The sequence below is a fragment of the Mesorhizobium sp. M4A.F.Ca.ET.020.02.1.1 genome (assembly GCF_004022645.1).
Taxonomy (GTDB): domain Bacteria; phylum Pseudomonadota; class Alphaproteobacteria; order Rhizobiales; family Rhizobiaceae; genus Mesorhizobium.
Genome location: NZ_RZOI01000555.1, coordinates 1 through 4,175, shown reverse-complemented (window position 1 = coordinate 4,175; position 4,175 = coordinate 1). Strand labels below are relative to the sequence as shown.

The following is a 4,175-nucleotide window of genomic DNA, read 5'->3' as shown; positions in this document are numbered from 1 at the left end:
GGCTGATCGAGGGCGAGAGCGAGATTGCCGCGCCAGTGAGGGCGGCGGCCCGCGCGGAAGAGCTCGGCGTGCAGGACTATGTCGTGCTGGCGCTGAAGGCCCATTCGCTGGCGCCGGCGCTCGACCAGCTCGCACCGCTGCTTGGGCCGGAGACAGCGGTGGTCACCATGCAGAACGGCGTGCCCTGGTGGTACTTCTACAAGGCCGGCGGCGCGCTCGAAGGCACGCGCATCCAGGCGGTCGATCCCGGCGGCACGATCTGGCAGCGCATCGGCCCGCAGCGCGTCATCGGCTCCGTCGTCTATCCCGCCGCGGAGGTCGATGCCCCCGGCCTGATCCGCCATGTCGAGGGTACGCGGTTCTCGCTTGGCGAGCCGTCCGGCGAAAAGAGCGAGCGCGTAAACGCGCTGGCGCGCGAGATGGTCAAAGCCGGACTGCAGGCGCCGGTGCGCGAGGACATCCGCTCGGAGATCTGGATAAAACTCTGGGGCAATCTCTCCTTCAACCCGATCTCGGCGCTGACCGGCAGCACGCTTGCCGCCATCGTCGCCGACGAGGGAGCGCGAATGCTCGCCCGCGCCATGATGCTGGAGGCGCAGGCGATCGGCGAAAGCCTCGGCGTCCGCTTTCCGGTCGCGGTCGATCGCCGCATCAAGGGCGCCGGCGATGTCGGCGAGCACAAGACCTCGATGCTGCAGGACCTGGAACGCGGCCGTCCGATGGAAATCGACGCTCTGGTGAGCGCGGTGCAGGAACTCGGCCGCTTGACCGGCCAGCCGACGCCGACCATCGACAGTGTGCTGGCGCTGGTGCGGCGCCTTGCCATCGAGCGCGGGTGTTATTCGCCGTTGTAGCTGGCAGGTGGACGGCGACAACGATGCCTTGGCCACGATGTGAGCATGTTGCCGCGGCGAGCCGGTCTCGCTCATCCTGACATGAATTGTCACCTGTCGACCGGGTCAACGGTGGCAGCCGAGCAATCGACCCCCTACCTGCGACTGGTCTGAACAGGAGGAAGTCATGACCACTGCCGAAATTGCCAAGGATTTCACGGAGCTCCTCAAGCAGGGCGACAGCCACAGCGCTGCCGCGAGGTACAATGCCGACGACATCGTCAGCTATGAGGCCATGGAAGGGCCGATGGCCGTTTGCAACGGCAAGGAAGCCGTCAAGCAGAAGGGCGAGTGGTGGGAAGCGAACCATGAGGTTCACGGCGGCTCGGTCGACGGCCCCTATGTCAATGGCGACCAGTTCGCGCTGCGCTTCAAGTTCGACATAACGCCCAAATCCACCGGCGAGCGCGTCACCATGGATGAGGTCGGCCTCTACACGGTCAAGAACGGCAAGATCAGCGAAGAGCGTTTTTACTACTAGCCGGGCCACTCCCGCTCGCTGCGTTTTGTCGTTATCTCACGCGGCCGGGGCGAAGCACTCCGGCCGCCGTTTGAGGGCGAGACCTCAAATCGTCTTTGCATAGTCCGCAAGCTGGTCGGCCACCGTGCCCCAGCCATCGAAGAAGCCCATCTCTTCATGGCTGTCGCGCGTCGCCTCGTCGCGGTGGATGGCAGTGGCGGTATAGCGTGTGCCTTTGCCTTCTTGTGTCAGCGCAATGACCGCGGTGATGAAAGGCTTGCCCGACGGCCGGTAGCCGGGCAGCAGCGCGTCCGTCCACACCAGCCGCTCGTTCGGCACGATCTCGAGATAGCAGCAATGGCGGTCGTTGACCTCCTTGCCGTCGGGCGACTGCATGCGGGTGCGAAACAAGCCGCCGGGCCGAAGGTCGATCTCGCAATCGGTGATGATCCACGGCTTCGGCGTGAACCATTGCTTGACGTGCTCTGGCATCGTCCAGGCGCGCCAAAGCAGTTCGCGCGGCGCGTCGAGGACGCGTTCCAGTGTCAGGTCCAGCCTCGGATCGGACTTGAATGGATAGCTCATTTTTCTTTCTCCTTAAGCGACATGACATAGGCATCGAACTGGTCGAGTCGGCTCTCCCAGAGCGCGCGCTGTTCGGCCAGCCAGTTCTCCGCGAGCACCAGCGGCTCGGGTGAAAGCCGGTAGGTCCTGACGCGCCCGGCTTTCTCCGAACGGACAAGTCCACAGCCTTCCAGCACCTTGAGGTGCTCGACGAAGGACGGCAGCGCCATGTCGAACGGCTCCGCCAGCTCACTGACCGAGGCAGGGCTCCTGCCCAGCCGCTCCACCACGAGGCGGCGCGTCGGATCGGCGAGCGCGCGAAAAATGCCGTCGATCGGCGGCACGCTTTCGCTGACGGTCTGCGGGCTCATGGTTGGTTCTCCTCGGTCGCTGCTCGTCGGCAATTACTTAGGAAAAAACCTAAGTATTGGCAAGGCCAAAAATCGAGGTGTGGACGGTTGGCAAAGCGGGCAGGGCGGGCCTACGGTTCCGTCGGATTCGTAAATCCGTCAGTTCAAGAGGCCTGTTTTGACGATCACCATGTATGGCATCACCAACTGCGACACGATCAAGAAGGCGCGCGTCTGGCTGGAAAGCCGCGACGTTCCCTACCGCTTCCACGACTACCGGGCCGAGGGCATCGAGGCGGAGAGGCTGAACGGCTGGGTCGGAAAGGTCGGCTGGGAAAAACTGCTCAACAAGGGGAGCACGACTTTTCGCGAACTGCCGGGCGAGGAGAAGGGTGCGCTCGACGAGAAGAAGGCGAAGAAGCTGATGCTCGCCAAGCCGACGATGATCAAGCGACCGGTGCTGGAGGTTGGAGAGCGCATCCTGGTTGGATTCAAGCCGGAGGCTTATGAGGAGGTGGTTGGCGGGAAATAAGGGGCCATCTCGTACGCAGCAATCCTTCGCGCCCCCCTCTGTCCTGCCGGACATCTCCCCCTCGAGGGGGAGATTGGCAGCTTTGGCGCGTCGCTCATTCCTGCGACGTTGGCGATTTGGCGAAAGCCGGCGCGAAAGCTGATCTCCCCCCTTGAGGGGGAGATGGCCGGCTGGCCAGAGAGGGGGGCGAAGGAACTCGACGTCATTTATGCTTGGGCTTGCAAATACTCCGCCAGCGCCACCGCATTGTTGTGTGCCTCATCATGTGCGCCATAGAGCAGCGTCACCTTGCCTTTGCCGAGCAATGCGCGCAGCTGGGCCATCGCCTCGCCATTCCCATCCAGTTCCGCCGAATACCGCTTCCGAAACTCCGCCCAGCGCTCCGTCTCGTGCCCGAACCATTTGCGCAGTTCGTCGCTCGGGGCGATCTCCTTCAGCCATAGCGTCAGCGCGGCATCCGTCTTGGCGATGCCGCGCGGCCAGATGCGGTCGACCAGCACCCGTTGGCCGTCCGCTTTCGCCGGCGCTTCATAGATGCGCTTCACCGCTATGTCGAAGGCCATCACACCCTCAAAGCGAACCCCCTCAGGCCCATTCGCCCTTACGCATCACCGGCACGCGGCTGCCGTCCTTGCCGAGACCGTCGATGTCGATCTTGTCCGAGCCGATCATCCAGTCGATGTGAATAAAGCTTTTGTTGCCGCCGCGCGCGGCGATCTCGTCCTGGCTGAGCGAGGCGCCGTCGACGAAGCACTTCGAATAGCACTGGCCGAGCGCGATATGGCAGGCGGCGTTCTCGTCGAACAGCGTGTTGAAGAACAGCAATCCGCTCTTCGAGATCGGCGAGGAATGCGGCACCAGCGCCACTTCGCCGAGGCGGCGCGCGCCTTCGTCGGTGTCGAGCACCTTCTTCAGCACGTCCTCGCCCTTGGAAGCCTTGGCCTCGACGATCCGGCCTTCCTCGAAGCGCACTGAGATCTCGTCGATCAGCGTGCCCTGGTAGGAAAGCGGCTTGGTCGACGAGACGTGGCCCGAGACCCGCCTTGCATGCGGCGTCGTGAACACCTCCTCGGTCGGGATGTTCGGGTTGCAGGTGACGCCGTTCTTGGCCGTCGAGGCGCCGCCCATCCATTCATGGCCTTCGGCCAGCCCGACCGTCAGGTCGGTGCCCGGCCCGGTGAAATGCAGCGCATGGAATTTATGGCCGTTCAGCCATTTCGTGCGCTCGGCCAACGCGGCGTTGTGCGCCTTCCAGTTGGCGATCGGGTCTTCGACGTCGACCCGCGAGGCCGAGAAGATCGCGTCGGCGAGCTTGGCCACCGCAACGTCGTCGGCATCGCCCGGAAACACATGCTTGGCCCAGGCAAGGTCCGGAT

The 4,175-nt window shown here is 63.9% G+C and carries 7 protein-coding genes; 3 read left to right on the top strand and 4 right to left on the bottom strand.

The genetic code is table 11. From position 1 onward, the window contains the following. Positions 1-854 (top strand): 2-dehydropantoate 2-reductase (locus tag EN742_RS26490; RefSeq protein WP_148670270.1); only part of this gene is annotated, 854 nt, incomplete at its 5' end. Positions 855-1,020: 166 nt separating this feature from the next. Continuing rightward, positions 1,021-1,374, top strand: a complete 354-nt coding sequence (locus EN742_RS26485) for a nuclear transport factor 2 family protein (protein ID WP_127405775.1) — start codon at positions 1,021-1,023, stop codon at positions 1,372-1,374. Between the two features lie 84 nt (positions 1,375-1,458). Here EN742_RS26485 and EN742_RS26480 read toward each other — a convergent pair whose 3' ends face one another. Together EN742_RS26480 and EN742_RS26475 are read right to left on the bottom strand one after the other, a co-directional pair. After that, positions 1,459-1,938 carry an SRPBCC family protein gene (locus tag EN742_RS26480; protein ID WP_127405774.1) on the bottom strand — a complete coding sequence of 160 codons (480 nt, stop codon included), beginning with the start codon at positions 1,936-1,938 and terminating at the stop codon, positions 1,459-1,461. Beyond that, positions 1,935-2,288, bottom strand: coding sequence for a metalloregulator ArsR/SmtB family transcription factor (locus EN742_RS26475; protein ID WP_127405773.1), 354 nt, complete (start codon positions 2,286-2,288; stop codon positions 1,935-1,937). Before EN742_RS26475 ends, EN742_RS26480 begins: the two co-directional genes overlap by 4 nt. A gap of 157 nt (positions 2,289-2,445) precedes the next feature. Here EN742_RS26475 and EN742_RS26470 point away from each other — a divergent pair, with 157 nt between their 5' ends. Continuing rightward, a complete protein-coding gene (locus EN742_RS26470) occupies positions 2,446-2,799 on the top strand; it encodes an ArsC family reductase (protein ID WP_126055993.1) in 354 nt (117 codons plus the stop codon). 206 nt (positions 2,800-3,005) lie between these two features. On the opposite strand, the gene EN742_RS26465 is transcribed toward EN742_RS26470, so the two are convergent. Together EN742_RS26465 and EN742_RS26460 are read right to left on the bottom strand one after the other, a co-directional pair. Beyond that, the gene (locus EN742_RS26465) at positions 3,006-3,362 is read right to left on the bottom strand and encodes a DUF488 domain-containing protein (RefSeq protein ID WP_126055992.1); all 357 of its coding nucleotides are present in this window, start codon (positions 3,360-3,362) and stop codon (positions 3,006-3,008) included. A gap of 22 nt (positions 3,363-3,384) precedes the next feature. Then, on the bottom strand, positions 3,385-4,175 hold a 791-nt coding region (locus EN742_RS26460; RefSeq protein ID WP_148670269.1), incomplete at its 5' end, for an aminopeptidase.

What these genes read in the sequence shown, in the direction of transcription:
- EN742_RS26485 (WP_127405775.1), top strand. Translation starts at nt 1,021, where the DNA reads ATGACCACTGCCGAAATTGCCAAGGATTTCACGGAGCTCCTCAAGCAG.
- EN742_RS26480 (WP_127405774.1), bottom strand. Translation starts at nt 1,938, where the DNA reads ATGAGCTATCCATTCAAGTCCGATCCGAGGCTGGACCTGACACTGGAA.
- EN742_RS26475 (WP_127405773.1), bottom strand. Translation starts at nt 2,288, where the DNA reads ATGAGCCCGCAGACCGTCAGCGAAAGCGTGCCGCCGATCGACGGCATT.
- EN742_RS26465 (WP_126055992.1), bottom strand. Translation starts at nt 3,362, where the DNA reads ATGGCCTTCGACATAGCGGTGAAGCGCATCTATGAAGCGCCGGCGAAA.